Source organism: Polynucleobacter sp. IMCC 29146 (genome assembly GCF_021395195.1).
GTDB lineage: Bacteria > Pseudomonadota > Gammaproteobacteria > Burkholderiales > Burkholderiaceae > Polynucleobacter.
The window spans coordinates 200,120-224,629 of sequence record NZ_JAJVCR010000002.1; the positions used below are offsets into that span (position 1 = coordinate 200,120).

Here is a 24,510-nt window from a genome sequence, read left to right on the forward strand (position 1 = left end):
ATTTAATCGCTAATAAACACTTTAATACAAAATCTAAATGCTTGCTTAATAGGCTGCGACCCCGCCATCACTGCGAGGATCCCAGCCCCCTCGTAATACACCCGAGGGTTCGCGCATAATGCAGCCAGCATGTCCTACAGTTTCATCAAAATCATTGAGTAGCTCAATTTCATGACCAAGAGCAGCAAGGTCGCTAATGACTTGTGAATCAAAGCGTGACTCCAGCTTCAGGCTATCGCTAGTTTGACCCCATGTTCTTCCCAATAACCAACGTGGCCGACTAATCGCAGCTTGTGGATCTAGACCATAAACTGCTGTTCGAGTAAAGACTGCACATTGGGTTTGTGGCTGTCCATCTCCCCCCATCGTGCCATAAACCATGGTACGACCATCCTTAAAAAGTGCTAAAGCAGGATTTAAAGTATGGAAGGGTTTACGTAAAGGCTCTAAGGCATTTAGTGAAGCAGGATTTAACGAAAAACTACAACCACGGTTTTGCCAATTAATTCCTGAGGTTGGTAATACAATGCCAGCACCAAACTCGTGATAAATACTCTGAATAAAAGAAACAGCACAACCTTGTTTATCCACAACGCCCATCCAAATCGTATCAGCCGGACCTTTGCCCTGCCCCCAGGGCAATGCTTTATTGAGATCAATTGCATCCGCGAGTTTTTGCAAAAATGCAGGTTTTAAAAAATCTTGGGAATCGCAATGCATATAAGCAGGATCAGTAATAAATTGATCACGAATTTTAAAAGCTTGCTTGGTTGCTTCAACACAAAGATGCACATACTCAGCGCTATCTAGTTTGAAACGCTGTAAATCTAAACGATCAAGAATTCCCAAAATCATCAGTGAAACAACGCCTTGAGTGGGTGGTGTCATGTTGTACACACTGCCCAAGCTATGCGTCAATCGCAATGGATCTATTAACTTGGCTTCGTGCCGATGCAAATCTGAAAGCCGAATTGGGCTACCCAGAGTTTGTAACTCTTGAGCGATGACGTTAGCAAGAGCGCCGCGGTAATACTCTTCAGTGCCATATTGTGCAATTCTGTGCAGCGTCTTTGCTAGACGGGCCTGTTTAAAAATGCTGCCAGTCTTTGGGCTTTGGCCAGCCACCAAAAAGGTTTCTGCAAAACCTGGCTGAGGTTCTAACTCTTTAAGCTTCTTGGCCGTTAGACTCGATTGACTATGCGTTACAGGAATTCCGTTTTCAGCATAATAAATACCGTCAGCTAAAAGGCGAGTTAACGGTAATTTTCCCCCCAGGCACTTTTGTGATAATCGCTGCGCAGCACCCCATCCAGAAATCGTACCAGCCACTGTGTTCGCTGCTAATGGGCCGCGAAATGGAATCGCCTCTGTAATGCCTTGATCGAAATACCATTGCCTTGAAGCTAGGCTCGCGGCAGCGCCACAAGCATCGATACCACCGATGGCTTTACCAGGAGCATAAATAAGCCAAAAAGAGTCGCCCCCAATCGAATTCATATGCGGATAAACCACGGCAATGGTTGCTGCAGCTGCAACCATTGCTTCAAGCGCATTGCCACCTTCCTTTAATACCGCTAAAGCCGATTCTGCTGCCAAGGAATGCGGTGCAACAGCCATTCCTTGCATACCCCATTTAGCTTGCATAAGTTAACTCTTTATCTGTTTACTTCAAACCCCGGAGCTGCCGTTCAATATCTGCGCTGGAATCTACGACGGGTGCCGCTGGCACAGCATTTGCAAAGGGATCAATCAATGCATCACCTCTCTCAACTGCCACTGTAGGCTTATCAACAAAATAGGTAACCACTTCTGGGAAAAAAATCAGAATGGCAACCAAAATTAATTGCAATCCTACCCAAGGTAAAGCGCCCCAATAAATATCTGAACTTTTTACCTCTTTTGAAGCTACCCCTCGTAAATAAAATAAAGCGAAACCGAAAGGCGGATGCATGAAGGAGGTTTGCATATTTGCCCCCAACAAGACGCCAAACCAGATTAAATCAATGCCTAATTTGTCTGCTACTGGCGCCAATAAGGGAATGATAATGAAAGCAATTTCGAAATAATCGAGGAAGAAGGCGAGAAAAAATACAAAGAGGTTAACCGCAATTAAGAAGCCAATCTGACCCCCAGGTAAATTTGACAAAAGCTGTTCGATCCATAAATCACCATCGACCCCACGAAAAACAAGACCGAAAACAGTTGAACCAATTAAGATAAACATCACCATCGCATTAATGCGCATAGTCGATGTCATAGCTTGCCACACTAAATCTTTTTGTAAACGCTTATTCATGGCAGCCAATACCAAGGCGCCAACCGCACCCATTGCCCCACCCTCTGTCGGCGTCGCCAAACCCATCAAAATCGTACCTAAAACCAAGAAAATTAAGGCTAAGGAGGGAATAACCCCCCACATGATTCGCTTAATCAGTTTCCAGTCAATTGGCGGGCGGGCATCTATGGGAAGTGCAGGTACATCTTGGGGGCGAAAGACAGAAAGGAAAAATATAAATAAACAAAATAAGATAATTTGAATAATCGATGGACCAATTGCTCCCGCATACATATCACCCACAGATTTGCCCAATTGATCGGCAAGAATAATTAATACTAAGGAAGGCGGGATTAATTGAGTAATGGTGCCAGAAGCAGCGATCACTCCAGTAGCGACGCGAGGGTTATACCCATACCGTAGCATGATGGGCAAGGAAATTAATCCCATGGCAATAACTGAGGCCGCAACTGTGCCAGTAATTGCCCCCAACACTGCGCCAACAATAATCACTGCATAAGCCAGACCACCACGAATTGGGCCAAATAATTGACCTAATCCTTCTAATAAATCTTCAGCCAAGCGACAGCGTTCTAGTATCGCCCCCATGAAAGTAAAAAATGGAATCGATAGCAGTAAGTCATTAGAAAGAATGCCGAAAACACGATCAGGTAAGGCTTGTAAAAAAGTTGGCTGAAAAAAGTCTAACTGAATGCCAATGAAAGCAAAAAATAAGCCTACTGCGCCCAAAGAAAAAGCTGCGGGATAGCCAATCAGTAAAAAAACAATTAGGCCGCCAAACATCAATGGCGCCATTACCTCATGAGCAATCATTGCAGTGGCCTCTCATAGCGAGGATCGATTTTAATTAGGCCTTGCAAAGCGGCATACCGCTTAATAATTTCTGATAAACCTTGTAACGTTAGCAAGAAAAAGCCCAAGGTAATCATTGCCCGCGCCGGCCAACGTAACAAGCCGCCCGAATTATTAGACATTTCAGTTACTAAAATCGAGTTATAGAGCAAATCCCACGAATACCACCCAATAATCGTCGTCATTGGCAAGAGGAAAAAAATACCGCCAAAGAAATCCAACCAAAGCCGCGCTCGGTTTGGATACAGGGCATATAAAACGTCGACCCTGACGTGCTCGTTAAGCCTTAAGGTGGTAGCGGCACCGAACATCACCATGCCAATGAACATATACCACTGGACTTCTAACCAACCATTAGAACTAACATTAAAGCCATAGCGCACTAAAGCATTGCCGGCGCTGACCAGCACTGATATCAGCACTAGCCAGCTTGCCAAAACGCCAAAGCGATCATTTAACCGATCAACAAATCCAGCGAGGCGCAACAACTGCTTAAGCATTCAATCTAGCGCTTAATTAACTGGATTAGCAAAATTAAATGATGCTAAGGTATTTTCTGCGACCCGATTCCAAAGCAATTGTTCGGCACGGAATTTTTTCCAAGGTTCATATATTTTCTTGAAGGAGGGATTTTTTGCAGCCTCTTCTTCAAACATTTCAAATGAGGCTTTTTGCGCCGCTTTCATAATGTCATTTGAATAAGCAAATAATTTAACGCCATTTTTTAGTAGACGTTGTAAGGCTGGGGGATTTTTAAAGTCATACTCAGCCATCATGTCTGCATTCGCCTCATAACAGGCGGCCTCGAGCGCAGCCTGATACATTTTGGGCAATTTTTCCCATTCTTTGATGTTGACATAAAGCGAGTACATTGAACAAGCTTCCCACCAGCCAGGATAGTAATAATTCGGCGCAATTTTATAAAAACCTAGCTTTTCATCATCGTAAGGCCCAACCCATTCGGCCGCATCAATCACGCCCTTTTCTAGCGCAGGATAAATATCTCCACCAGCGATTTGCTGGGGAATTGCCCCAAGTCGTGCCATCACTTCGCCACCAAGACCTGCAATTCGAATCTTCAGCCCCTTTAAGTCGGCTACGGTATTAACGGGTTTACGAAACCAACCACCCATTTGGGTTCCAGTATTGCCCGCTGGAAATGAAATAATGTTGTAACTGCTAAGAAATTCACGTTGTAATTTTAAGCCACCGCCCCAATACATCCAGGCATTTTGCTGCCGTTGGTTCATGCCAAATGGCACAGTAGTATCAAACGCAAAAGTCTTATTCTTACCAACAAAATAATAGCCTGCGGTATGGGTACATTCAACCGTGCCCTGCTGCACTGCGTCAACCGTACCAAACGCAGGCACAATTTCACCAGCCCCAAAAGGACGAATTTGAAATTTACCCTCTGTTAGCGCAGCTACCCGCTTTGCAATCACGTCAATACCACCATAAATCGTATCTAAACTTTTTGGAAAGCTAGATGCGCAGCGCCACTTTACCTCTGGCATGGATTGGGCAATGGCTGGAGCAGCCAAAATACCTGCAGCAGCCCCTACTGAGGCTTTTCCTAAAAAGTCGCGTCGTTTCATTTTTTAATCCTTATAAGAAAAAGAATGGAGAAGTGGAATAAAGCAGCAATACCAGCAAAAGCCCAACAAAATTAACCTTTTTATTAGAACAGATCTGGATAGAAAAATGCAGAAAAAAGCACCTTTTTGGTGAATTTCTAATTATTGGATCCACTTTACCCCAAATCCATTAAGTGCTCTCGATCTTGATCTGCATCAAAATAAAAAATGACATTGACCCTATCCTAGTCCTAGTCCGAACTAAAAAAACGAGGTTGACGGACTAAACACTAAATTCAGGTGAATTTATTACAAAGGATTAGCGAATGAAAAAAGATTCTTGTCCATTAGATGGTGTTTGGTATCAAAAATTATGCTCAGAATTTACAACCCATAAAGCTAACGATAGTTTTGCCGCCTGTAGCCATCGTAGCGATTGTGCTCATTTAAAAGAAATTATTGAAACCGATAAAAATCAATCGGCTTGGGTCACTAAAGCAATCTTAGTTAACGGCATTCCAAACAAATTAAATACGCAAAAGAAACCGTCGCCAGACGACGATCTGGCAGACGATTAGTCTTGGTAATACTAGTTGCTAAGCCACCACCGGCAAAGCCCGATTTTTTTCTAATTGCTGATTCACTAAGTTCACAATCTGATTAACTGCCTCTGATTGCATGCCCTGTTTGGCGGCGACCGTTTGCATTAGCAAATCAACCCGTTCAATATTTTTTGCTCCCGCAAATAAAGCCCGTGCCGCCGATGAAGGGCTACCTAAACTAAGCGCTGCATTCGCATATTTTTCAAAGGGCACTAAATCTGTCTCGCTTGCCCCCAATAATAGGCAAAGTTGCCGAGCCCAGTTATAAATATTTTTTGATAGCCCAAGATCATCATGAATTGCCTCTTTAATTGGCCGCATGCCATTAGCGCCAACGCAGCGATAATTACCTGCTAATAACATGCTCCATTTTGCTAGTGGCACAAAGACTGAGTCAAATACTTTTAATTTCACTGGCAACTCAATTACTTCGGAACCTGTATCAAAGCGCACTGCCTCGATATCAGCGGCGATTTGACGTAACATTTGGGTATGAACCTCTGACTCGAAGCGCGCAGCCTTGAAGTTAGTGGGTAAGCGAACTTGTAATACATTAATAGGCTGATCTGGCGGCCTGAATGCTTGCGCATCAGGGCTACATAAAGTCATCATCGTGGGATCAAAGCCATCCCAAACACTAGGATCGGTATAACAATTACGGTAATCTGTTAGCGATAAACCAGGAATACGAGCTAAGTAAGTAAGGGGTGGCATATTCATAATAGACATCGTTGGCAACCTTGCTTCTGCCACGGCATGCAGTAATTCCCGCACGCCAGTTGCGCCATACTGTGGCTCTTGCATTGCAAGCACCACTAAATCGTAATTTGCTAAGTTGACATTATTTGGTGTAGTGGCAGAAATTTTTCCCAGCAAACCCCGAGAATCTACCTCAACTAAGCCCTCTCTGCCTTTAATGGGAAAGCGTACTCTTGTGCCCTCACGATTTATCAGTTCCACTTCATTAGGTAGACAAACAAGAGTGGCATCATGGCCCGCTAGTGCCAATTTAGTTGCTAACAAAGAGCCATAAGAGGCGCCAAAAATGAGGACTTTATATTGATGTGCTGGTTTAACTTGCATAGCATGAAACTCCCAAGTACTTTCCGCCAAATGAATCGAGGCAAAAATGCAGCCATTCATTTACGGCTGCCGCTCCCTCTGTCCTTGGTACCTGAGAGATTCATACCTAAACATAGTTAGGTATTTGCTCCTTCGGTGCGCCCCATTTCAGTGGCGACTCTCCAGACGGCTATTTAAGTTAAGCAGTACCAGTCTTTTGGGATACCTGAGCGTTCATGGGAGTTTGCGCCTTCGGTGGAGATAAATAACCTCTCGCTCTCCTGCTTCCAAAGAAGTATATCTGATTCTAATAAATAGAAGCTTTAATTTAGCTGAGATATTGCAGTGCAAAATAAATTGAGGTTAATGCGTGTTACTTGAATTTGGCCTCAATCATTTTGACCAAGGCATACAGAGCCTGATTAGCTGGGGTTAGCAAGTTATATTGAGCGCCTTTACGCACAATATAACCATTTAAAAAGTCGATCTCCGTTCTTTTTCCCCGCGCTACATCTGCCGCAGTGGATGATTTTTGCCCCGCCATAGTGCGGGCAATAATTTCATTTGCCTGAATTGCCTCAGACTTACTGATCTTGACTTTTTCACACTGCGCCACCGATAAAAACTCGTCCGTGAGGCGTTCGATTAATGCCTGAATTTCAGGTACTTGAGCCATTTGCCCATAACTGATTTGTCCAATTGCAGAAATGGCGTTATAACTACAGTTCACCAACAGCTTTAACCAAAGCTCTCTTTTAATATCAATAGAATGGGCACAGGGTACGCCGGAATTTGAAAATTGTTTAATTAATTGTGTTAAAGACTGAGCTTGCTGCTGAGTAATAGTTAAATCTGGAATAAATGAGCCAATTTGTAATTCACCACGACCATAATGTTTTACCGTATTTAAATCAGTCATTACTACTGCCACATAAACAGCGGCTGCATAAACAGGATTGGCAACTAGCGATGAAATTAATTCGGTATTACTCACTCCATTTTGCAAGCTGACAATCACTGCATTAGCAGATAAGAATGGTTTTAGAGCCTGCATCGTAGCAACGGTATCGTAAGACTTTACACAAAGTAAAATCATGTCTGCAGCAGCGATGCTCGCAAAATCAGCACTTGCTTGTAAAGCTACATTAGCTTGAAAACTTTGGCAATCCATTTGCAAACCAAAACGATTGATAGCATCCACTCGCTCGCTGCGACCAATCAGGATTAACTCATGATTACTGCGTGCCAGCATGCCACCAAAATAACAGCCGACGGCGCCTGCTCCCACTACCGCTATTTTCTGACGATTAGCGCTCATTTAGCAGTGAAAGTGAAATCTTGGTTAATGATGCTTTCGCTTCTCTACTAGATTAAGAAACTTGTCAAATTCTTTTTCGTCCACAGAATAACTATGCTCATCATCTGGAAAGGTACCTCCCTTAACATCGGCAATGTACTCCTTAATGCCGGCAACCGCTACTTCAGTTAAATTCGCATAACGTTTAGTAAATTTCGGCTTGAAATCAGAAAATACGCCCAATAAATCATGGCATAACAAAATTTGACCGTCAGTACCAACGCCAGCACCAATTCCAATTGTTGGGATTTCTAATTGCTGTGAAATAACGCTGGCAATCTTTGCTGGCACAGCTTCAAACTCCAGCATAAAACAGCCGGCATCTTGAATTGCAAAGGCATCTTCTAAAATTTTCATGGCGGTGTCAGCTGTACGTCCCTGTACCTTAAAGCCCCCAAATACAGCTACGGTATGGGGGGTCATGCCGATATGAGAGGCGGTTGGAATACCTGCATCGACCATAGCTCGCAAAATATGTGCTTGCGATTTTCCACCTTGAGGCTTCACCGCATCTGAGCCTGCTTCCTGCATAAACCGCGTCGCATTGGTGAGCGCCCGATCAATTGTGTTGTAGCTTTGATAAGGCATACAACCCAGCAGAAAGGTATTTGGGGCGCCACGTCGAATGCCAGCAGCGTGCATCACCATCATATCCATCGACGCTGGAATCGTATTAGAGTGCCCATGCGCAATCATCGCCAAACTATCCCCAATCACAGCAACATCAACCCCCGCAGTTTCTGCCCATTTTGCTGAGGTGTAATCGGGTACAGACATATAAACCATTTTCTCACCTGTTTTTTTTGAGGCATAAATATCTTGCATGGTTCGTTTTTTTTGCTCAGGCACTGCCGTTGCTTTGTTCAACTTAATCTCCTTAATAATTACTATGCTTCGCCCTTAAGACTTAAATTAGTATGCCGTTTAGCATCATTCACGCTGCCAGAAAAAATAATTTCGCCACGCTCAATCACGTAAACACGGTCGGCATAGTCGGGAATATGAAAAGCATTGGACTCGGCCATTAAAATTGCTCGGCCTGCCTCACGAATGCTCGATAGGCCGTCACTAATAATCGGAATAATCGCAGGCGAAAGCCCCTCGAAAGGTTCGTCCAGAATTAATAACTTCGGATCAAGCGTCAGCGCTCGAGCAATTGAAAGCATCTTCCGCTCACCACCCGATAAATGATTGCCACCACGTTCGCGATACCCGTCTAGCTTAGGAAAAATACGATAGGCCATCGCAATGCGTTCAGCATTGGGCATTTTAGTTTTAATTGTCCAGGTTGACATTTCAATATTTTCAGCCACAGTTAGATCACCAAAAACTTCACTTTCTTCTGGAGAAAATCCAATCCCTAATCGGGCAATATCAAACGTCCGTTTTCCTAGAATCGATTTTTCCTCAAGCAGAATATCGCCCTCTTTTGGTTTGCGATAACCCATGATGCTATTTAGGGTAGTAGTTTTGCCTGCGCCATTTCTACCAACCAAACATACCAATTCACCGGCCTTAACTTCAAGGCTAACTTTACGCAGAATGGGGCTATTTTGAATTTCAACCGAAATCGCCTTCACCTTAAGCATGATTCACCCGTTTACCAATAATAGTTGCCTGCAGTTCAGGATCATTAAAAAACTCGTTGGGGGGTAAATCAGCTAATAATTTGCCTTCTGCCAAAGCAACGATTCGCGTTGAATACTCGGCAACTAATTCCATATCATGCTCAACCAACAGCATCGTTTTTATGCCAGCTAATTTCGCTGCAGCCATCAAGGTATCCATAATGCCGCGCTTCTCGCCTGTAGAAATACCACTCGTTGGCTCATCTAATAAAATCACCTCTGGGCTTAAAGCAAATGCGCTGGCAATATCTAGGAGCTTTTTCTCACCTTGAGACAAATAGGAAGCTTGCCAAGCCATTTTTTTGTCTAAGTTAAAAATAGCTGCCACCTCAAGCGCGCGCTCAATTAACTCCGACTTGGAGCCAACGTTTGACCAAAAGTTGTATTGCATATTACGTTGAGAAATAACGGCAGCAATAATAGTTTCTTGCACACTTAATTGCGGGAATATTTGTACTAGCTGAAAAGCACGCGCCATGCCTAATTTCGCTAAGGTTACGGGACCAACTCCAGCAATCGATTTGCCATGAAAGGCAACTTCACCATGAGTTGGCTTTAATAAACCAGTAAGCACATTAACAAAGGTAGTTTTTCCTGCCCCATTCGGGCCCACAATCGCGATAATTTCGTTTTCAAAAAATTGCAGGCTAACGTCTTGCAGTGCCTTATAAACTCCATAATGTTTTGAAACCGCCTTTGATTCTAAAATCGGCATCAGCGCCCCTCCTGCGAACGAGCCACAGACTTCTTGCCAGTCAATAAGCCCATGATTCCGCCAGGTAAAAAAACCACTAGCAGAATTAACACGATTCCCAATACCAACCGCCAATATTGAGTTTGGCTGACAATTTGATCTTTTAGCCCAATAAACGCAAATGCACCAATGATCGGGCCAAAGAAATTATTAAAGCCCCCGAAGATAGTCATAAAAACAATATTGCCCGATTGAGTCCAATAAGCCAACTCAGGATCGGCTAAGCCTACGGGCACGACTAATAAGGCGCCGCCGATTCCGCCATACACCGCCGAAATAACAAAGGAAATTAAACGAAAACGATGTACCTTTATGCCTAAATATTCGGCCTTACGGGGGTTATCACGTATGGACTGCAAATGCAGGCCGAGTGGCGAATGCACAATCCGCCACATCACCAATGCGAGGATAAGCATGACCCCAATTGAATAGTAAAAAAATGGGCCAATTAAAAAACTAGTTTTATCCATTTCACTTAAGTCAACGCCAAATAAGTTGGGGCGAATAACTTTAATGCCAGAATCCCCACCCGATAAATCATAGAACTTAAAGAGAATGGAATGGAATAACATGCCAAAAGCTAAGGTCAGCATGCCGAAAAAAATTCGTACATAGCGCACACAAAGTAGCCCAATGGGAATCGAAATAAGAAAACAAACAAGCGCCGCCCCAAGGATATTGACTTCCATGCTTTTAATGCCAAGGCGGCTCGTCAAGATGGCAACTGTATAAGCTCCTAAAGCAACATACATTGCATGACCAAAAGATAAAAGGCCGGTATAACCAAAGAGTAAATTGAAGCCCAACAAAATAATACTGTATGCCACTGCTGGCAATAACAAGGTCATGTAATAAGGGCTTAAAATCCAAGGCGAGCTACAAAGCACGGCCAAACAAATTAAGATCACCAACTTAAACTTAAGCGTCATTCAGCTGCCTTTCCATAAAGACCAGAAGGCTTAATAATTAAAACTAAAATAACTATTAAATAAATGAGGAGTAGCTCAAGCTCTGCGTAGGCATATACCGCAAACGCGCGCATTAAACCAACAATTAAAGCGCCTACCAAAGCGCCCCGCATGCTGCCTAGCCCACCAATGACTACTACTGCAAAGGCTTCGACAACAACTTCGGAGATCATATCGAGCGAAGCTGCGGAAGTCGGCACCACTAAGGCGCCACCAAGGGTGCCCAACATGGTACCCAGGGTAAAGATAGCGACATTAATCCAGACGCCGTTGACCCCAAGGGCTTCACTCATGCGGCGATTTTCTGCAGTTGCTCGCACAATACGCCCAAAATTAGTTCTTTGCAGCATCCAACCAAGTGCTAAAGCTAAGCAGATGCTTGAACCAATTACGAGAGCCTTATAAACGGGTAAGGTAGTCGAAGCAAAATTTAATTTGCCATATACCATCGAAATATTGCCCAAGGTCATAGGAGTAGCGCCCCAAAGCATCCGAATTAAGTCTTCCAAGACCAACATAATGGCAAAGGTAAGCAGCAATTGAAAGCCTTCCTCACGCTGATAAACTAAGCGCAATAGTCGCTCTATTAAAGGCCCAACCAGGCCGATGATCATGCCGGCCAATAAAATAAGTGCCAGCAAATAAGATGATGAAATGCCCTGCTGGATTGCTAGGTTAACAAAAGTAATGCCAAAATAGGCGCCTAGTGCATAAAAAGCGCCACAAGATAAGTTCACAATTTTTTGTACGCCAAAAACCAACTGCAAACCACCAGCTAATAAAAATAGTACTGCAGCATGAAAAATGCCACTTAATACGATATCGATAAATGCTGTCATAAGAGATGCTCAAAAAAAACCGAGCCGTACTGCTACGGCCCGGTTTAGCGCGATCTAAAGAGTAATTTTTGCAGTTTCAAGCCATTGCCAAAAATCCATGCCTGGCGGCTTTTGTAATTCGCTGCTGAATTTCTTATCCACAGGATTTGTGGTTACAAAATCATACTTATTTTTATGTGTAGTTAAGCCTTGATAGAAAGTTTGTTCAGCAATATGGTCGCCCCGCATTCTGCCAGGACCGCCTAATGACTGAACCTCGATTCCTTCAATACCAGCGATAATTTCTTCAGTCTTAGGCCATGCCCCACCCTTTGTTTTAATCGCCTTTTCAGTGCCTGCTTTATATATCTGCATGGCAAAATACGCACGATCAGCTTCCCAATTTGGATAATCTTTATATTTGCTGTAATAAAACTGCACAAACTCTTTCTGCAGGGGGCTAGCATTGGGATAGTTAAAGTCTAACGTATTTAAACCAAAGACTATGCCCTCGGGAGTAAATTCTTTTTTCATCAAGGTTTGCTGAAAGCCAGCAGCAGGCATCACATATTTAATATCCCCATTGGCCAAACCTGCAGCATGCGCATTTTGCATAAATACTGGTAAGTCAGCAAATAATAAAGAAGAGAAAATTAAATCGGGCTTAGCAGCTTTTAAGGCAGCGATATTACTAGAAAGGTCCATCGTGCCCACCTTTGGCCACTGCTCTGCCACAACCTTATGGGGAATGCCAAAGCGCTTTAAAAGTGCCTGAAAGGCAGCCCAATTGTTTCGGCCATAAGAATAGTCGGGATTAATCCCTGCAATGGTGGCAAATTTACCTTTGTAATATTTAATCGCCAGTAATGAAGCCATTACCGCCTCGCACTCATTATCCGTAGAGCGGAATAAATATTTTGGTGTCGGAATAGTTTCTTTCACGCCATCTTGGGATGTGCCATCCCAATAGATGGTTAAGGCTTTCATTTCTTCAACTGTAGGGCTCATCGCCAATGAAACGCCAGACGAAACAATCCCTTGTACGCAATCTACTTTATCTTGTAAAACTAATTTGCGAAAACGTTCGGTAGTATCTTTGGCATTTGTTTCTTCTTCGACAATGAGTTCAACTTTGCGGCCGCCAATACCACCACTTTTATTAATCTTATCTACTGCAAACATTGCGCCCCGTAAGCCGCATTCGCCAATAGTGCCAGCTATACCAGCGCGTGGCGCCAAAATACCAACTTTAATTGGAGTATTTTGAGCAATTGCAGGAAAACCCCACCCCCCTGCAGCAAGCAAAGAAGTGGCGCCAATACCTTTAATGACAGACCGGCGGCTTTCATTTTGAACTAATTTCTTTTTCATTTTGTCTCCTCTTTTTATAAATTACTAAAATACCCAACTGCAACTACTTAAAATAAATCAATGATCGGGTAATACTGTTCTGCGGGTGAAATCTTCAATGTAGTCAAGCAACTTATCTAATGCTTGGCCGGCAGCCTCTTCTTGCCCGGCAGCAATCTCATCTGCTAGCGTAGCGTGCAAAGCAGCAATACTAGAAATACTCACCTCCTGATGAAAATTACCAAACCAAAATCGTCGCGACATGCCGTGCAAAGTAGTCATAGCTGCTGCCGCATATTCATTTTTAGCCGCCTTAATTGTTAAGTCGTTTAATTCTTTATCAATTTTTAGAAATAAGGTATTATTTTTTTCTTTTGCAGATCTCCGAAAATCTTTTGCCAGCCTAATAAATTCAGTACGCTCATCATTGGTCGAGCGTTTAGCAGCCTTCTTGCAAATCAGTCTTTCTAACTCACGCCTGGTTTCTAGTACGCGCAATTGCTTCTGCGGGTTTAGGTCAGAAATAAAAATACCGCGTTTCGGTAAGATGGTGACCAGATGTTCACGACTTAATCTTTGCAGTGCTTCGCGAATGGGTGTTCTGCCAATTCCCAATAAAGTAGATAGCTGACTTTCAGAAATGGGGGCACCGGGAGCAAGCGCCATGGTGGCAATCATCTCTTCCAGACGCCGATAAGCTTGATCAGAAAGCGATAAATCTTCCTTTGCAGCTACTGATTTTATTTTGACCAAAGTATCCATAGCATTTGAATTATTTTTTAGGCAAATTGTTGCGGGGCTTGGGCACGATCAAACATACCATAGTCACGACAAACCTCAAAATATCTGAGTTCATATTGAGTAGAGGCAGCAAATTCAACGGGTCCTGAAATGTGGTTAACCAGCCCGATACCGCGCTGTGCATCGATAACCCCTCGGAACAGTTGTAAATCATTGCCGGCGTCTAGCCTCGCTTTAAACGCGTGCTCAATTGCCGCAAAATTCCCAATCAACATCGCTACCTGTTCACGTTCTTTTATCTCGCTTTGTATAGGTGCGCCAACTTGCTGTGCGGCCACTCTTAAACGATAGTCTGCAAGTATGAGGCTACGCCCACAAACCTGAGCTCCATAGTGGTCTGGCTGGCACCGCCACTGCGCCAGAGCCAATTCATCACGCCATTGCGAAAATGAAAAAAACCACCCCGATTCCTGTAAATTTTCAAAACGCTCTACCGCCACGAAGCCGGGATTTTTTTCAACGATTGGGCGTAAGCTAGCGGCCATACTAAAGTAGGTTTCAACAGAACCCTCTTTAGGTAAGACGTCGAAAAAAACGGCCTGTACCATCTGGTTATGCGCGCAAAATTTGCTGCTCAGCAGGGGATAGAATCGGCCCTTCAAGCGTCACTTTTTCCTCCTGTACTTGGCTGTCTTGAAACTTGTTAATAATCGGTTTTAGTTTAGGGTCGAGATATGTTTCATCAAAACCATTAAAGAGAGTGCCGAGAAGACTTCTTTTAATATCAGACGTGCCTAAAAACCAATCTGCTACAGGAAAAGTGAGGTTCATATTTTTATGCATCATGATGCCTAAATTATGATGAGCGGCATGGTGGCGACGGATGGTATTTACGCATGGCATATTACGTACAAACCAATTGTCTTTTACATGGCAGCAAAAATGAAAGGTTTCGTAAAGCAAATAATGGCCAACCATGGTGATATATAAAATATATCCCACATTAGGATTAAAAATCTGCGCTGCAATATAGCCGAAAAGAGTGCCGAAAACACCCAAGACAATTAAGACTCGCCAAGGGAAAAATACAATGCGAAACTCTTGTGCGGTATCGATGGTGTAATCGTTATCAGTAAAGTACTGGTGATGCTGGCGGGTGTGACGATCATAAATGGCGCGTAAGGCAAACTTATCAATTAAACGGTGCATGACAAAAAAATGCATACCCCACTCCACAAAGTTACCTGCAATGGCAACTGGAATTACTGTTAACCAAGCCCAGCCAGGGTTAACTAATTGAGAGGCGCAATAATAAATTGCCACTAAACCTGCTAAATACATCACGCCAATATGCACGATGCCGTTATAAAACGGGCTAATAGCGCCAATATAAGCCGCGCGAAACTTCCGTTGGCGCTCATTCATGAACATGGGTTTTGCTGCTGAGCTCATTGCTTACCCTCCTAAGCTAAAGAAAAAACAATAACCATTCGAATCATCAAATATGTTTCTGATATATTACTTGAATATTAATTATATTACTGGAATAATGGTGGGGGGATACCCTAATATTTATTCCTTTCCGGAGAAAACCCATGTCAGCAACCACCCATCCGATTAGCCCACTGCGCGAGTTTGTCATTGCAATGACTCATTTAGTCAATGAAACCCAGGATGAGCCTACCCTAGTTAATAAAGGTGGGGCCTTACTAAAACAACTTATTGCAAATGACACTTGGCTGCCGACCTTTTGCACCATTCATCATCATGAATACTATCAACAATTTTTGTTACATACCGATCCCTTAGAGCGCTTCTCCGTGGTTAGCTTTGTTTGGGGGCCAGACCATAAGACACCAATTCATGATCACTGTGTATGGGGCCTAATTGGTATGCTTCGCGGCTCTGAAATTAGTCAGCGCTTTAAGCACGATCAAGCTGGCAAATTAGTGCAAGATGGTCCTGAAGTCATCCTTAATCCAGGAGAAGTTGAAGCGGTTAGTCCAGATATTGGCGATATTCATATTGTGCGCAATGCCTCCTCCACCCAAAACGCTATTAGCATTCATGTCTATGGGGCTAATATTGGCGCAGTCAATCGCCATACCTATCATCATGAAACTGGAGCAAAGAAACAATTTGTTTCCGGCTATTCTTCGGCTCAAGTGCCTAACTTATGGGATCGCTCCGCCAATCCTAAAATTTAAACCATTCGCAGCGCTGGTCACTAAGCTTAAGAGGAACTGAGCGCATCCCTTATCACTAGCTCCTGAATTTGTCAGGCCCGCTCCTTCGGGTTGGCCATCGAGGCATCATAACTATCGATCTTCGTATCTTTATATAAAATCTTCGCGCTTTTATCGGTAATACTTTGGTGTAAAGCAACAAAATCAAGATCCATATCCTTGCTTGGGGTGGGCTCATGAGTGAAGGTTTGGTACTCGTCCATGCCGCGCACTAGCGTAGCTGAATCATCACCTTCAATTTGTCTAACGAAAGTAGGAATATAGCGAATCGCAAAGCCAATTCGCCGCTCGGCAGAATGATTCGGCGGGGAGCCATGAATAATACGCACATGATGTAAAGACATTTCACCCGGCTCTAGCTCTAAGGTTACCGCCTCGGCCTCGTTTACTGCCATTGCAATTTCTTGGCCACGGGTAAGTAAATTATTTTTTGCAAAAGAATCTCGGTGGGGCAACTGATCGAGCAAGTGTGTGCCGGGAATAATTGCCATCGCACCATTAGTTTGATTGCTTGGGGATAAAGCAATCCATGCAGTTATTACATCAGGTGAAGATAGACCCCAATAAGTCGAGTCTTGATGCCATGAAACAAAACCGGGATCATTAGCCTCTTTAATAAAAAAATTTGTCGTCCAACACAGGATATTTTCGCCATATAAATCCTCTATTGCATCAAGAATTTTGCTATTGCGGACTAACTCATTAAGCCAAGTAAAGAGTAAATGGGTTTTGTGCCGTTGGGAGCCATTTAAGGGTTTGCCTTGTTCAGCCTCGAAAGCTTCAAGTTTTTGGCGGATCTCTAGGGTCTGCTCGGCACTCAATACCCTTATTTTACTAAGGTATCCCTGTTCTTGATATTGCCTCACCTGCTGTTCTGAAAGAGTTTTTAGCATGTAATCCGCCTGTGAATGAAAGACTCGGTCGCAATGCTATCTAATATACTACCAATATACTACTCCCGCAAATAGGCCTCTGGCACGCCAGCAGAGCGCGGAAATACACCGCCAATTAACATACCGGCAATGCTAGCCAGTAGACCGGCCAATTGCGGCGGCAAAATTGCTAGTGGCGCAAAAATCTCACAGCCAATCCAAACAGTTAAACCACTGATGATCGCCAATAACCCGCCCAACGAGTTAGCGCGTGACCAATACACTCCAAACGCCAAAGGCACAAATGCCGACACCAAGGTTATCTTATAGGCACTTTCAACCATCTTAAAAATAGAAAGTTCAGAATTAACTGCAAAGGTAGTTACGATGACAGTAAAGCAAAGTACGGTAATACGCATAATTTTCAACAGCTGAAGATCTGTTAAATGACGATAAAAACCCCGCACAATATTTTCAGCAAACGTAACTGACGGCGCTAATAGCGTGGCACTAGCACAACTTTTAATGGCCGATAGTAAGGCGCCAAAAAACATAATTTGGGCAAACAATGGCGCATGGTTCAAAATGAGCTTAGGTAAAATTAATTGGGGATCAGTGTCTAAATATTTTGCAATTAGAGCGGGGTCTAATAGGCTCGCTGAATAGGCTAAGAAAAGCGGGATAAAAGCGAAAATAAAATAGAGTACTCCTCCTAAAATGGCTGCTTGGACTGCAATAGTTGAATTTTTAGATGAGGTAATTCGTTGGAAGACATCTTGCTGAGGAATCGAACCTAACATCATCGTAAATAATGCCGCCATAAAACCTAAAATAGCAGCTAAATTCATGTCAGGCCAAAAATTGAGCTTCCCAGCTGCAGCTGCATGCTGAATAACTACACTAATCCCCCCAGTTTCGCTAGCCATTTCACCGCCGATGTAAAGCATCCCAACCACAATCACAATCATCTGGATAAAATCAGTAATAGCAACCGACCACATACCGCCAAACAGGGTATAAATTAAAACGCTGCTAGCGCCAATTAACATGCCGGTAGTTTGGCTGACCCCACCTTCAGAAACGACATTAAATACTAAACCAAGGGCTTTAATTTGCGCAGCAACCCAACCTAAATAAGAGGCCACAATACATAAGGTAACGAGTATTTCAACTGTACGCCCATACTTTTCACGAAAGAAATCGCCAATCGTTAGCATCTTACGGTTATACAAATGCTTGGCAAAAAATAAGCCGACTAAGATCAAACAGAGCGAAGACCCAAAGGGATCGGAAACGATTCCGCCCAGACCATCCTTCAGAAACGTAGCAGGAATACCCAATACCGTTTCAGACCCAAACCAAGTAGCAAAAACAGTTGCCGTCACAATTGGCAAAGGCAGGCTATGACCAGCGGCCGCAAAGTCAGCCGTATTCTTTACGCGCATGGCTGCCCATAAGCCGATGCCAATTGAAATAATCCAATAAATAATGACAAACCAAAGCAGCATAGTAAAAAGTCTTTTTAGGCCCAGCAAATTCAATAATTTGAAATTTACCTTACTTTGTTCAGTTACGTTTATTCATTGGCCGAAGCCCGAGGCAAGTTCCAAAATTTTTGCATTTCAAGATAAATAAAAGAAGCTGACCAAGTAATTAAAATTAGACCTGTTAAAGCTTCTACCCCAGTTAAATACCGTACATAACCCTCCCCCACAACATCACCATAGCCAACCGTAGTGAAGGTTAAAAAGGAAAGATAAACACAGTCGAGCAGTGATCCACCGCCAGCAATACTGCCAACTAACTTACCAAGGCCATCTATTTTTAAAGTAAAAAAGTAGCCGAGCCCAAAAAGCCAAATTTCAATAACATGGGCAAGGAAAATAACAATCACTCCAAATAAAACCCGGATTCTTGGCGCAAAGTGATGAATGGCAGCCAAGCGTTTCGCTAAATGAAAAAGAACCTCGTAATGAAACAAGATTGCGGCCATCACCAAAAAACTATTTACTACTAAAACCAGTAGGAAGGGCATATATTGAACTGCATGCTTAAATAAGGATGAAGAAAATTATTTTGTTTCTCTTGGCGACTGCCATGGCCACCGGCCATTCATTTCTAAAGCCAAAGACCAACTTAAGAAACAACGAATAACCACAATTGCCCCTAACACCGCTACACTCATTAATGTTGGGCTAACTGCGACCGTACGAATGATGTCACCTGCAACCAATATTTCCAAACCCAAGAGCAAGGCACGAATAATTTGATTACGAAATAATTTATAAGCATCATCGATGGGCATCTTTGGTAGGTCTTTAATAAAAACATACAAGCCCCATAAGACGCCCAAGGCGACTACTGCCACGCCCAGTCCATCCATCACATCGCTGACGCCCTGAATAACTTCAATTAATGTCATTTTTTAGCTCCCCCAAAATAGGGCTGTTAATTTGGACAAGGCATCAGTATGCCAGTTACCTTGTGTGGTTGAGGCTTGCAAGGCGGCACTGCTTGCAGTTTAGGGCTTGTGCTGGGTTGAGTGCTCTCAGGCTGACTGCCAGCGGGAATACTCACAGGACCCTTGCTCACTGGCATATCAGAACTCTTATCCGGGCACGGCATGAGGATGCCAGTTACTTTATGTGGCTGAGGCTTGCAAGGTGTTTCGACTGCTAAAACTCCAGCAGAATAAGTCCCGGCAAAAAATACTAAAAAAAGATAAGGTTTGATAATGAATGAGTCTGGGCTCGCTCCAAACTTCCCTATTAAGATGCTTGCAGGCATTGTATGCGCTACAGCAGCAATTGCCAACAACTCCGAGGAATATTTAGACCGCTAAAATGGGTAATGAAAAGGTTTCTAAGGGCGCTAAAAATAGGCAGTTTATCGCTGATCTTTATCTTATCTAGCAACCTAGGGGCCCAAGAAATTGATCCGCGAGCATACAACAATTCGCCAGTTAACATTAATTTTCTTGGGCTGGCCTATACCCAAGTAAGCAGCCCCAACTATCAACTTTCTTCTGAAATCGTTGCCCTAACGCGAATTTTAGATATCAATGGTCAATCTGCAAAGCTTACCCTCGCTCTACCCTATGGTCAGCTTTATGGCTCGTATAACGCTCGTGGCCATTCGATTAGCGGTGTATCTGATGGCTTAATTGACCCACTCTTAACGCTCTCAGTTAATTTGTATGGGGCCCCGGCCCTTTCTATTGCTGACTTTAAAAACTATCAACAAGATCTGATTATTGGCGCAAGTATTGCCACCTCCATCCCTTGGGGGAGCTATGACAGTAGCAAATTATTAAACATTGGTGCGAACCGCTGGTATGTTAAGCCTGGCGTTGGAGCTTCACAGGCTTTTGGTCCATGGCAAATAGAGCTCACGGGTTCAATTACATATTTCTCTGAAAATAAAAACTTTTATGGTGGCAACACCTTAAGCCAAAGCCCAATTTACTCGAGTGAAGGCCATGTCGTTTATACCTTCAAAACTGGAGCCTGGATTGCTGCTGATGCCAATTACTATACTGGCGGACAGACCACGATTGATGGCAGGTCAAATAATAATTATCTGCAAAATTGGCGTATTGGCACTACTCTAGCGCTGCCCGTTAATCAAAATAACTCGATTCGTATTGCCGCTAGTCAAGGGGTATATGCGAAGGTGGGCAATAACTTCAACATCATTAATGTGCTTTGGCAATACCGCTGGGGGCCTGGCATTTAAATGCTCTGCAATTAGCAGTGCATATTATTTTAAGTTTAGTTTAGGTCTTTAAGTAATAACCATAAACGCAGCGCGTACCTCGCCGCGATGGATCATGAGTATCATGAATTACGCCATTGATGACAGCAGTTAAGTGTTTGGAGACCTTAACAATAACCCGCCCTGATGGAATTTCGTGAAGTCGTAGATGTGCCTGACAGCCGCCGCCAATTTTCATGGTTGGCACCCATTGAAAACCTTGCGCCAAAATATAATCGTGAAATACTTTACGGTGATTACCGTTGCGTGGTGATGCGCCGCGCTGATTTAATTGTTTAGCCAGACGATCGCGTTTGCTATCAGCATAAGCAAAATTTGCCGCTCGTAAAGCTTCATAAACTTGGGCATAGGGCAATTCAGCAGCAATGGCAATCGATCTAATAACACAATCGCCTGCATAGCCCTTATATCCCGAAGCTAATCGACCACCATCATTGAGCTGAAAACCGAGCCTTGATTGGCCCCCACGCAAGAAATGAATCAAACTCCTGAACAAGGTATCTACTTTCTATATCAATAATAGTTTTTTCTTACTTATCTTTAAATACGGGGGGACGTTTTTCAGTAAATGCCGCCATCCCTTCTTTTTGGTCTTCCGTAGCAAAGGTTGAATGAAATAAGCGCCGCTCAAAATGAATGCCTTCAGCCAAAGGGACCTCATAAGCCATGTTCACCGCTTCTTTTGCCATCATTAAGATTGGCAAAGACATACTGGCAATTTTTGCAGCGGTCGCCAAGGCATCACTAATTAACTGATCAGCAGGTACGACTCGACTCACTAAGCCGCTACGCTCTGCTTCAGCGGCATCCATCATCCGGCCTGTGAGGACCATTTCCATTGCCTTCGATTTCCCCACAAACCGGGTTAAGCGCTGCGAGCCACCCGCCCCTGGAATAGTACCGATCGTAATTTCAGGCTGACCAAATTTTGCAGTATCGGCGGCAATAATAAAATCACACATCATCGCTAACTCACAACCACCGCCTAAGGCATATCCTGCGACAGCAGCAATAGTGGGCTTACGAAAACGCGCTAAGCGTTCCCAAGTTGCCGAAACAAAATTGGCCTTATAGACATCCATATAGGACCAATCTTTCATTACCTTAATATCTGCTCCAGCGGCAAAGGCCTTATCACTGCCAGTAATCACTACTGCAGCAATCGTTTCATCACCCTCAAAATCATCCAAAGCTAAGCCCAGCTCGCGAGTTAATTCAGGACTTAAGGCATTGAGCGCCTGAGGCCGATTGAGGGTTATTAAACCTACCTTGCCATGGGCGCTAACTAAAATTGTTTCGTATTTCTCCGGCATCACTTTTCCCTTCAATAACTAGAATTAAGCTAGATTACCATTACCTTTCTTTAGGGGGCGCAATAGGCTGCGTAAGTTATTGTGATCGAGCGTATACATCAATTCTAGTAATTGCCCCAATTCGCCCTTAGGAAAGCCTTGCCGGGCAAACCAAGCCAAATAATTGCCGGGTAACTCAGCAAGAATGCGGCCTTGATGCTTCCCGTAAGGCATTCTAAAAGTAAGCACCTTTTCTAAGGCTTCTGCGTTCATATCACTCGTATTCCAATCAATGATGCGCATTGTGTCCTAAACTAATGCGCAATATGTCAATACTGTACCGCCTTCTTGTCCTTGTCATCATCGCCCTGCCAAATAGCGCATTTGCGCTATTCGATGCATGCCTTGACTATTTCCCGACGCAACAGTTACCCTCCACTGCACAAATCGGTCGCGACCTCTGTTTTGAAGGTTTTGCAGTCTATTATTCGCCTGAGCATAAAAAACCCATTTATGTGGTCGAAAAACTGAATCGTAATCGCTTAATGGGTGAACGCCAAAAAAGAAGTAATCGATTTTATGAGGAGGCGCGCTTGCCGCGCCAAGAACGCGCCTTAATTACTGACTATCGCGATAGTGGTTACGATCGTGGTCATAACGCCCCTGCTGCCGATATGCATAATGAGCAAGCCATGGCGCAATCTTTTTCTCTCGCCAACATGATGCCCCAAGCGCGCGAAAATAATCGGGGTATTTGGGCTAAACAAGTTGAGCAGGCGACACGGCATTACGCGCTGCGGGCTGGCGGAGATATTTACGTGTTCACAGGGTCAACTGGCGACTTAGGTCGAATTGGCGCTAGCCAAGTCACTATTCCCAGCCATCTTTATAAATTAGTTTATGACCCTAGTCGTAAGAAAGCGTGGGCTTACTGGATAGAAAATACCAATACGGCAGCCATGACTCCACCCATTTCTTATCAAGAGTTAAAAGACCGTACGGGGATTGATTTTCATCTGCCCGATATCACGCCATAAGTATGAAACTCAAAACCCATGGCATGAATAAGCGTAAATGGCTACTGGCTCTCTGCCTATTTCCTTTAATCAATAACGCAATCGCTCAAACTGATTTTTTTATCACTAAACAATGGATTGAGCTATTTTTGTGGGGTGCTTTTCCACTCAGCAAAAATGCCCTCATTGCCCAAATAATCTTCAAAGATCCAGAGATAACTTTACTAGCAAACGAACAGCGAGTTGTATTAAATGCAAACTATGTGGTCAACGGGCTAGCCTTAGGGAAGAAAACCTATGCGGGAAATATTGCCTTAAATTCTGGATTGCAATATAAAGCCAGCGATCGCTTAGTGCGACTTGCACAGCCTCAGCTCGAGTTATTTACAGTGGATAGCGATAACAACGCTTCGGAACAAATAGCCGCCTTACTTAAAAAAATAGTGCCAGCCCTACTGGAGCAACAAGTCATTTATCGCTTTGAAAATAGTTCGCCCCTACTTGGCAATGCTCCCAAACAAATCCAAATTGAACACGATGGAATACGTCTGCAGTATTAACTCAAGCCGAATTAAAAAATGAGGCTTATTTACCTGGGGCTTCCAAAGCTAAAGTCACAATGCGTTTAGCCATATCTTGAAACGCTTTTACTGAGCTCGATTCCAAGCGGAATGATTCGCCTTGAACGGTAACAACACCACCACCAATAAATTCTTTTGATTGGCTATCGGTAATTTTATTTTCAACTACTAAAGCTGGTGTTTTTGAATTCATTCCGCCAGCATAAGCAGCTGCGTTTGTCGCCAAGCCAATCGGCGTAAAATTCCACACTTTTAAATTATCATTGGTAAGCTCTGCCCCAGTAATAGCTAGGGAAACCCGCGCCACTTTAGGGCCCGGCTGGGTCACTATTTTTAAGCCTTTATTCACAATCGCAGCGCGAATAGTTTGATCTAAAATTACTTTAGTTTCTGCCACAAGTTGCGGCGTAATTGCCCCTGAATATTCGGTTTGATTCAGATAAATTGGGTCGACGATTATTTCGGTATATTGACTTGGGGATAGGCCCACCTTGCGATAACGCCACATTTGTACATCTTGTGGCATATCCTGCACTGGCTGTAAGAGCTTGTAATTCGGTAAAAAACCCGACTCGGGCATTTTGTCTGTGCTGCCAATCCGACTGCCTCCACAGGCTGATAAAACAGCAGCAACGATGCAGGTAAAGCAGGATAAAAGAAAGTATTTCATTTTTATGACAATCTTATAGAGTGGAGGAACTGTACTTCATATCATACTAGTATT

29 protein-coding genes and 2 riboswitches are annotated in these 24,510 nt (G+C 43.6%); of the genes, 5 read left to right on the forward strand and 24 right to left on the reverse strand.

The features are described from left to right. Positions 1-45: 45 nt before the first annotated feature. From LZT22_RS03020 to LZT22_RS03035, 4 genes are read right to left on the reverse strand one after another with little or no spacing between them, the layout of a single operon-like run. On the reverse strand, positions 46-1,644 hold the full coding sequence (locus LZT22_RS03020; RefSeq protein ID WP_233923569.1) for a gamma-glutamyltransferase family protein: 1,599 nt from the start codon (positions 1,642-1,644) through the stop codon (positions 46-48). A gap of 19 nt (positions 1,645-1,663) precedes the next feature. After that, positions 1,664-3,109, reverse strand: a complete 1,446-nt coding sequence (locus LZT22_RS03025; protein WP_233923570.1) for a TRAP transporter large permease subunit — start codon at positions 3,107-3,109, stop codon at positions 1,664-1,666. Then, positions 3,106-3,648, reverse strand: coding sequence for a TRAP transporter small permease subunit (locus LZT22_RS03030; protein WP_233923571.1), 543 nt, complete (start codon positions 3,646-3,648; stop codon positions 3,106-3,108). Before LZT22_RS03030 ends, LZT22_RS03025 begins: the two co-directional genes overlap by 4 nt. Before the next feature lie 12 nt (positions 3,649-3,660). Beyond that, the gene (locus tag LZT22_RS03035) at positions 3,661-4,746 is read right to left on the reverse strand and encodes a TRAP transporter substrate-binding protein (RefSeq protein WP_233923572.1); all 1,086 of its coding nucleotides are present in this window, start codon (positions 4,744-4,746) and stop codon (positions 3,661-3,663) included. Between the two features lie 305 nt (positions 4,747-5,051). Between LZT22_RS03035 and LZT22_RS03040 the strand changes: the two genes are divergently transcribed. Continuing rightward, positions 5,052-5,303, forward strand: coding sequence for a hypothetical protein (locus LZT22_RS03040; RefSeq protein ID WP_233923573.1), 252 nt, complete (start codon positions 5,052-5,054; stop codon positions 5,301-5,303). Between the two features lie 18 nt (positions 5,304-5,321). Here the strand turns inward: LZT22_RS03040 and LZT22_RS03045 are convergent, their stop codons facing one another. From LZT22_RS03045 to LZT22_RS03095, 11 genes are all read right to left on the reverse strand, one after another. Further along, a complete protein-coding gene (locus tag LZT22_RS03045) occupies positions 5,322-6,470 on the reverse strand; it encodes a hypothetical protein (RefSeq protein ID WP_233923574.1) in 1,149 nt (382 codons plus the stop codon). An 8-nt stretch (positions 6,471-6,478) separates the two neighbouring features. Then, positions 6,479-6,585: riboswitch (glycine riboswitch) on the reverse strand. Between the two features lie 4 nt (positions 6,586-6,589). Continuing rightward, positions 6,590-6,683, reverse strand: a riboswitch (glycine riboswitch). 79 nt (positions 6,684-6,762) lie between these two features. After that, positions 6,763-7,707 carry a ketopantoate reductase family protein gene (locus tag LZT22_RS03050; RefSeq protein WP_233923575.1) on the reverse strand — a complete coding sequence of 315 codons (945 nt, stop codon included), beginning with the start codon at positions 7,705-7,707 and terminating at the stop codon, positions 6,763-6,765. A 24-nt stretch (positions 7,708-7,731) separates the two neighbouring features. Further along, positions 7,732-8,613 (reverse strand): 3-methyl-2-oxobutanoate hydroxymethyltransferase, encoded by an 882-nt coding sequence (gene panB, locus LZT22_RS03055; protein ID WP_233923576.1) that lies wholly within the window; start codon positions 8,611-8,613, stop codon positions 7,732-7,734. Positions 8,614-8,633: 20 nt separating this feature from the next. Beyond that, positions 8,634-9,335, reverse strand: coding sequence for an ABC transporter ATP-binding protein (locus LZT22_RS03060; RefSeq protein ID WP_233923577.1), 702 nt, complete (start codon positions 9,333-9,335; stop codon positions 8,634-8,636). Then, positions 9,328-10,089, reverse strand: coding sequence for an ABC transporter ATP-binding protein (locus tag LZT22_RS03065; RefSeq protein WP_233923578.1), 762 nt, complete (start codon positions 10,087-10,089; stop codon positions 9,328-9,330). The genes LZT22_RS03060 and LZT22_RS03065 overlap by 8 nt, the downstream gene beginning before the upstream one ends. Further along, positions 10,089-11,057 carry a branched-chain amino acid ABC transporter permease gene (locus tag LZT22_RS03070; RefSeq protein WP_233923579.1) on the reverse strand — a complete coding sequence of 323 codons (969 nt, stop codon included), beginning with the start codon at positions 11,055-11,057 and terminating at the stop codon, positions 10,089-10,091. The genes LZT22_RS03065 and LZT22_RS03070 overlap by 1 nt, the downstream gene beginning before the upstream one ends. Further along, complete coding sequence (locus tag LZT22_RS03075; protein ID WP_233923580.1) at positions 11,054-11,935, reverse strand: branched-chain amino acid ABC transporter permease; 882 nt, start codon at positions 11,933-11,935, stop codon at positions 11,054-11,056. Before LZT22_RS03075 ends, LZT22_RS03070 begins: the two co-directional genes overlap by 4 nt. Before the next feature lie 54 nt (positions 11,936-11,989). Beyond that, a complete protein-coding gene (locus LZT22_RS03080; RefSeq protein WP_233923581.1) occupies positions 11,990-13,285 on the reverse strand; it encodes an ABC transporter substrate-binding protein in 1,296 nt (431 codons plus the stop codon). A 57-nt stretch (positions 13,286-13,342) separates the two neighbouring features. Then, positions 13,343-14,026: a GntR family transcriptional regulator gene (locus LZT22_RS03085; protein WP_233923582.1), complete on the reverse strand. Its 684-nt coding sequence runs from the start codon at positions 14,024-14,026 to the stop codon at positions 13,343-13,345. Positions 14,027-14,043: 17 nt separating this feature from the next. Continuing rightward, positions 14,044-14,613, reverse strand: coding sequence for an antibiotic biosynthesis monooxygenase (locus tag LZT22_RS03090; RefSeq protein ID WP_233923583.1), 570 nt, complete (start codon positions 14,611-14,613; stop codon positions 14,044-14,046). A gap of 4 nt (positions 14,614-14,617) precedes the next feature. Beyond that, positions 14,618-15,457, reverse strand: coding sequence for a sterol desaturase family protein (locus LZT22_RS03095; protein WP_233923584.1), 840 nt, complete (start codon positions 15,455-15,457; stop codon positions 14,618-14,620). A gap of 143 nt (positions 15,458-15,600) precedes the next feature. Here LZT22_RS03095 and LZT22_RS03100 point away from each other — a divergent pair, with 143 nt between their 5' ends. Next, a complete protein-coding gene (locus LZT22_RS03100; protein WP_233923585.1) occupies positions 15,601-16,212 on the forward strand; it encodes a cysteine dioxygenase in 612 nt (203 codons plus the stop codon). 71 nt (positions 16,213-16,283) lie between these two features. Here the strand turns inward: LZT22_RS03100 and LZT22_RS03105 are convergent, their stop codons facing one another. From LZT22_RS03105 to LZT22_RS03125, 5 genes are all read right to left on the reverse strand, one after another. Next, complete coding sequence (locus LZT22_RS03105; protein WP_233923586.1) at positions 16,284-17,144, reverse strand: phytanoyl-CoA dioxygenase family protein; 861 nt, start codon at positions 17,142-17,144, stop codon at positions 16,284-16,286. Positions 17,145-17,203: 59 nt separating this feature from the next. Beyond that, positions 17,204-18,631, reverse strand: a complete 1,428-nt coding sequence (locus LZT22_RS03110) for a sodium:solute symporter family protein (RefSeq protein ID WP_233923587.1) — start codon at positions 18,629-18,631, stop codon at positions 17,204-17,206. Between the two features lie 68 nt (positions 18,632-18,699). Beyond that, positions 18,700-19,158: an ion channel gene (locus tag LZT22_RS03115; RefSeq protein WP_233923588.1), complete on the reverse strand. Its 459-nt coding sequence runs from the start codon at positions 19,156-19,158 to the stop codon at positions 18,700-18,702. A 36-nt stretch (positions 19,159-19,194) separates the two neighbouring features. Next, the gene (locus LZT22_RS03120) at positions 19,195-19,545 is read right to left on the reverse strand and encodes a DUF1622 domain-containing protein (RefSeq protein ID WP_233923589.1); all 351 of its coding nucleotides are present in this window, start codon (positions 19,543-19,545) and stop codon (positions 19,195-19,197) included. Between the two features lie 26 nt (positions 19,546-19,571). After that, the gene (locus tag LZT22_RS03125; protein WP_233923590.1) at positions 19,572-19,910 is read right to left on the reverse strand and encodes a hypothetical protein; all 339 of its coding nucleotides are present in this window, start codon (positions 19,908-19,910) and stop codon (positions 19,572-19,574) included. A 63-nt stretch (positions 19,911-19,973) separates the two neighbouring features. Here LZT22_RS03125 and LZT22_RS03130 point away from each other — a divergent pair, with 63 nt between their 5' ends. Then, positions 19,974-20,858 (forward strand): transporter, encoded by an 885-nt coding sequence (locus LZT22_RS03130; RefSeq protein ID WP_233923591.1) that lies wholly within the window; start codon positions 19,974-19,976, stop codon positions 20,856-20,858. Positions 20,859-20,898: 40 nt separating this feature from the next. Here the strand turns inward: LZT22_RS03130 and LZT22_RS03135 are convergent, their stop codons facing one another. The 3 genes from LZT22_RS03135 to LZT22_RS03145 are packed head-to-tail and all read right to left on the reverse strand — an operon-like array spanning position 20,899 to position 22,462. Next, entirely contained in the window at positions 20,899-21,381 is a 483-nt protein-coding gene (locus LZT22_RS03135; protein ID WP_233923592.1) for a hypothetical protein, read from the reverse strand. A gap of 46 nt (positions 21,382-21,427) precedes the next feature. Further along, a complete protein-coding gene (locus LZT22_RS03140) occupies positions 21,428-22,210 on the reverse strand; it encodes an enoyl-CoA hydratase (RefSeq protein ID WP_233923593.1) in 783 nt (260 codons plus the stop codon). A gap of 24 nt (positions 22,211-22,234) precedes the next feature. Further along, complete coding sequence (locus LZT22_RS03145) at positions 22,235-22,462, reverse strand: DUF3820 family protein (protein WP_233923736.1); 228 nt, start codon at positions 22,460-22,462, stop codon at positions 22,235-22,237. A gap of 53 nt (positions 22,463-22,515) precedes the next feature. Between LZT22_RS03145 and LZT22_RS03150 the strand changes: the two genes are divergently transcribed. Both LZT22_RS03150 and LZT22_RS03155 read left to right on the forward strand, forming a co-directional pair. Beyond that, positions 22,516-23,226 (forward strand): DNA/RNA non-specific endonuclease, encoded by a 711-nt coding sequence (locus LZT22_RS03150; protein WP_233923594.1) that lies wholly within the window; start codon positions 22,516-22,518, stop codon positions 23,224-23,226. Positions 23,227-23,228: 2 nt separating this feature from the next. Further along, positions 23,229-23,765 carry a hypothetical protein gene (locus LZT22_RS03155; protein WP_233923595.1) on the forward strand — a complete coding sequence of 179 codons (537 nt, stop codon included), beginning with the start codon at positions 23,229-23,231 and terminating at the stop codon, positions 23,763-23,765. A gap of 25 nt (positions 23,766-23,790) precedes the next feature. Here LZT22_RS03155 and LZT22_RS03160 read toward each other — a convergent pair whose 3' ends face one another. After that, the gene (locus tag LZT22_RS03160) at positions 23,791-24,456 is read right to left on the reverse strand and encodes a DUF3313 family protein (RefSeq protein WP_233923596.1); all 666 of its coding nucleotides are present in this window, start codon (positions 24,454-24,456) and stop codon (positions 23,791-23,793) included. Positions 24,457-24,510: the final 54 nt, after the last annotated feature.

Coding starts and splice junctions, on each gene's coding strand:
- LZT22_RS03050 (WP_233923575.1), bottom strand. CDS start 7,707: ATGAGCGCTAATCGTCAGAAAATAGCGGTAGTGGGAGCAGGCGCCGTC.
- LZT22_RS03145 (WP_233923736.1), bottom strand. CDS start 22,462: ATGAACGCAGAAGCCTTAGAAAAGGTGCTTACTTTTAGAATGCCTTAC.
- LZT22_RS03120 (WP_233923589.1), bottom strand. CDS start 19,545: ATGACATTAATTGAAGTTATTCAGGGCGTCAGCGATGTGATGGATGGA.
- LZT22_RS03080 (WP_233923581.1), bottom strand. CDS start 13,285: ATGAAAAAGAAATTAGTTCAAAATGAAAGCCGCCGGTCTGTCATTAAA.
- LZT22_RS03155 (WP_233923595.1), top strand. CDS start 23,229: ATGAAACTCAAAACCCATGGCATGAATAAGCGTAAATGGCTACTGGCT.
- LZT22_RS03070 (WP_233923579.1), bottom strand. CDS start 11,057: ATGACGCTTAAGTTTAAGTTGGTGATCTTAATTTGTTTGGCCGTGCTT.
- LZT22_RS03105 (WP_233923586.1), bottom strand. CDS start 17,144: ATGCTAAAAACTCTTTCAGAACAGCAGGTGAGGCAATATCAAGAACAG.
- LZT22_RS03085 (WP_233923582.1), bottom strand. CDS start 14,026: ATGGATACTTTGGTCAAAATAAAATCAGTAGCTGCAAAGGAAGATTTA.
- LZT22_RS03140 (WP_233923593.1), bottom strand. CDS start 22,210: ATGCCGGAGAAATACGAAACAATTTTAGTTAGCGCCCATGGCAAGGTA.
- LZT22_RS03095 (WP_233923584.1), bottom strand. CDS start 15,457: ATGAGCTCAGCAGCAAAACCCATGTTCATGAATGAGCGCCAACGGAAG.
- LZT22_RS03110 (WP_233923587.1), bottom strand. CDS start 18,631: ATGCTGCTTTGGTTTGTCATTATTTATTGGATTATTTCAATTGGCATC.
- LZT22_RS03160 (WP_233923596.1), bottom strand. CDS start 24,456: ATGAAATACTTTCTTTTATCCTGCTTTACCTGCATCGTTGCTGCTGTT.
- LZT22_RS03030 (WP_233923571.1), bottom strand. CDS start 3,648: ATGCTTAAGCAGTTGTTGCGCCTCGCTGGATTTGTTGATCGGTTAAAT.
- LZT22_RS03075 (WP_233923580.1), bottom strand. CDS start 11,935: ATGACAGCATTTATCGATATCGTATTAAGTGGCATTTTTCATGCTGCA.
- LZT22_RS03100 (WP_233923585.1), top strand. CDS start 15,601: ATGTCAGCAACCACCCATCCGATTAGCCCACTGCGCGAGTTTGTCATT.
- LZT22_RS03035 (WP_233923572.1), bottom strand. CDS start 4,746: ATGAAACGACGCGACTTTTTAGGAAAAGCCTCAGTAGGGGCTGCTGCA.
- LZT22_RS03065 (WP_233923578.1), bottom strand. CDS start 10,089: ATGCCGATTTTAGAATCAAAGGCGGTTTCAAAACATTATGGAGTTTAT.
- LZT22_RS03130 (WP_233923591.1), top strand. CDS start 19,974: ATGAAAAGGTTTCTAAGGGCGCTAAAAATAGGCAGTTTATCGCTGATC.
- LZT22_RS03025 (WP_233923570.1), bottom strand. CDS start 3,109: ATGATTGCTCATGAGGTAATGGCGCCATTGATGTTTGGCGGCCTAATT.
- LZT22_RS03045 (WP_233923574.1), bottom strand. CDS start 6,470: ATGAATGGCTGCATTTTTGCCTCGATTCATTTGGCGGAAAGTACTTGG.
- LZT22_RS03020 (WP_233923569.1), bottom strand. CDS start 1,644: ATGCAAGCTAAATGGGGTATGCAAGGAATGGCTGTTGCACCGCATTCC.
- LZT22_RS03115 (WP_233923588.1), bottom strand. CDS start 19,158: ATGCCCTTCCTACTGGTTTTAGTAGTAAATAGTTTTTTGGTGATGGCC.
- LZT22_RS03060 (WP_233923577.1), bottom strand. CDS start 9,335: ATGCTTAAGGTGAAGGCGATTTCGGTTGAAATTCAAAATAGCCCCATT.
- LZT22_RS03125 (WP_233923590.1), bottom strand. CDS start 19,910: ATGCCTGCAAGCATCTTAATAGGGAAGTTTGGAGCGAGCCCAGACTCA.
- LZT22_RS03040 (WP_233923573.1), top strand. CDS start 5,052: ATGAAAAAAGATTCTTGTCCATTAGATGGTGTTTGGTATCAAAAATTA.
- LZT22_RS03150 (WP_233923594.1), top strand. CDS start 22,516: ATGTCAATACTGTACCGCCTTCTTGTCCTTGTCATCATCGCCCTGCCA.
- LZT22_RS03090 (WP_233923583.1), bottom strand. CDS start 14,613: ATGGTACAGGCCGTTTTTTTCGACGTCTTACCTAAAGAGGGTTCTGTT.